This is a genomic window from Bradyrhizobium centrolobii, from assembly GCF_001641635.1.
Classification (GTDB): Bacteria; Pseudomonadota; Alphaproteobacteria; order Rhizobiales; family Xanthobacteraceae; genus Bradyrhizobium; species Bradyrhizobium centrolobii.
This window is the reverse complement of record NZ_LUUB01000111.1, coordinates 28,784-31,194: the sequence shown is the minus strand read 5'-3', so window position 1 is coordinate 31,194 and position 2,411 is coordinate 28,784. Positions and strand designations below refer to the sequence as shown.

The 2,411-nt window shown below is 64.0% G+C and carries 2 protein-coding genes and 1 pseudogene; 1 reads left to right on the top strand and 2 read right to left on the bottom strand.

From position 1 onward, the window contains the following. Window positions 1-170: pseudogene (locus AYJ54_RS50210) on the bottom strand (IS110 family transposase); the annotation flags it as partial. A gap of 206 nt (window positions 171-376) precedes the next feature. Further along, window positions 377-1,285, bottom strand: coding sequence for a helix-turn-helix transcriptional regulator (locus tag AYJ54_RS40550; protein WP_063708095.1), 909 nt, complete (start codon window positions 1,283-1,285; stop codon window positions 377-379). A 122-nt stretch (window positions 1,286-1,407) separates the two neighbouring features. On the opposite strand from AYJ54_RS40550, the gene AYJ54_RS53145 reads away from it, so the two are divergent. Then, on the top strand, window positions 1,408-2,411 hold a 1,004-nt coding region (locus AYJ54_RS53145), incomplete at its 3' end, for a benzoate-CoA ligase family protein (protein ID WP_245329252.1).

The window sequence follows — 2,411 nt, the reverse complement described above, 5'->3', positions numbered from 1 at the left end:
GCCCCGCAGGCCTCGATCGCCACCACCGTCGGCGGCAGCTTGGCAAAGAACGCCCGCATCGCCTTGCGGCTCAGCCGCTTGCGAAGCACGACCGATTCCGATGCATCAACCCCATGCAATTGAAAAATATACTTCGACGTATCCATCCCAATGCGGATAATCTGGCTCACGGACGGCTCCCTTGTCTGAGATTTGCAACAACCTCATTCTGGCACACTGATGCCGTAGGGGGCCGTCCACACCATCAACCACAGGGAGAAGTTTGGCGAAGACTCGTGGTTACTAGTCTCGCGCCACAACCACTCCCTGGGGTTATGGGTCCCGGCCTTCGCCGGGACGACGGCGGAGAAGCTTGATGGAGCGGAGTATCACCCGCCTACAGCGCCACGCTGCGCAGGCCGAAGCTGCGCGCTTCGTTCTGGAGCACGGGGCGCACCGCGTCGATCAGCCGTGCAGCAGCCGCATCGACGGAGAGGCCGGCGGTGTCCACCACAGCCGTCGCGCGCGAGTACAGCGGCTCGCGGCTGAGCAAGATGTTGCGCAGCTCCGTCATCGCGGAGCGGTCGTCGGCCATCGGACGCAGGTCGCCCTGGCGGCGCACCCGCGCCATGTGCTCCTCGGGCTCGGCCTTGAGCCAGATCGTGTAGAACGACGACAGGATCTGGTCGAACGTCAGCGGCTCCGAGACGATGCCGCCGCCGGTCGCGAGCACCATCAGTTCGTTGCGTGCCAGGAGCTGTTGCAGCGCCGCCTGCTCCATGCGGCGAAAGCCTTCCTGGCCGTAGAGCGCAATGATCTCCGCGATCGAGAGCCCGTTCTGCTCCTCGATCGCCTTGTTGAGCTCGACAAAGCTCCAGCCGATCTTCTTCGCCAAAATCTTGCCGAGCGTGGACTTGCCGGCGCCGCGCAGGCCGATCAGCGCGATGCCGCAGAACGGCGCGCGCCGCGGCGCGGATGCGCTGCCGCCGGCGAGCAGATCCTTCGCCTGCGCGATCTGGCTTGGTGTCGCCTTGCGCAGGAGATCACGAAACATCTGCCAGTCCGGCGTCGGATCGGCGCTAGGAAGCAGGTCTTCGAGATGCGCGCCCATTGCGTTCGAGACGCGGCGCAGCAGCACGATCGAGACGTTGCCCTTGCCGCTCTCGAGCTGCGCGATGTAACGCTCCGAGATTCCTGATACCTTGGCGAGCACCTTGCGCGACATGCCGCGCAGCGCACGCATGGTGCGCACGCGCTGGCCGAGCTGTTCGAGAAATCGGGATTCGGCGTCGGGACTGTCGGTCATAGGCCTTCTTTAGCGGATGTCCTGCGGCGCATTTTAATGAAACATAGTGCCTGATGGCATTGACAGCAAGCCGCCACAATGTCTTTCTATGAATTATAATTCTAAATTCGGGAGAGAAGTCCGTGAGCGAGGGATCCTATAACGCGGTGACCTGGCTGCTCGATCGCAACGTCGAGGAGGGCCGCGGGAGCAAGCTGGTCTTCGACGACACCGTCTCGCGGCTCACCTATGGCGAGCTCCAGCTTAAGACGCGGCGCGCCGCCAACATGCTGCGCCGGCTCGGCGTCCGCCGCGAGGAGCGCGTGGCGATGATCATGCTGGATACGGTCGATTTCCCGGTCGTGTTTCTGGGGGCGATCCGCGCTGGCATCGTGCCGGTGCCGCTCAATACGCTGCTGACCGCGGACCAGTACGCCTACATCCTCGCCGACTGCCGCGCCCGCGTGCTGTTCGTGTCGGAGGCGCTCTATCCCGTCATCAAAGACGTCGTCGGCCGCATGTCGGATCTCGAGCATGTCGTGGTGTCCGGTGCCAAGATGAACGGCCACAAGCAGCTCGCCGAGGAGCTCGCAGGCGAAAGCGATCAATTCACGACCGCAGCGACCCACTCCGACGAGCCGGCGTTCTGGCTCTATTCGTCCGGCTCGACCGGCATGCCCAAGGGCGTGCGTCATTTGCATTCGAACTTGCAGGCGACCGCCGACACCTATGCCAAGCAGGTGCTCGGCATTCGCGAGAACGACGTCTGTCTGTCCGCGGCAAAGCTGTTCTTCGCCTACGGCCTCGGCAACGCGTTGACCTTCCCGATGTCGGTCGGCGCCAGCGTGGTGCTGAACAGCGAGCGCCCGACGCCGGCGCGGATGTTCGACCTGATGAACCGCTACAACCCATCGATCTTCTACGGCGTGCCGACGCTGTTCGCGGCGATGCTCAACGACGAGACCATGAAGAGCGAGCGCGGCGGCAGCGCTTTACGCATCTGCACCTCGGCTGGCGAGGCGCTGCCGGAATCCGTCGGCAACAGCTGGAAGGCGCGCTTCGGCGTCGACATCCTCGATGGCGTCGGCTCGACCGAGCTGCTGCACATCTTCCTGTCGAACGCGCCCGGCGACATCAAATACGGCTC

Coding starts and splice junctions, on each gene's coding strand:
- AYJ54_RS40550 (WP_063708095.1), bottom strand. CDS start 1,285: ATGACCGACAGTCCCGACGCCGAATCCCGATTTCTCGAACAGCTCGGC.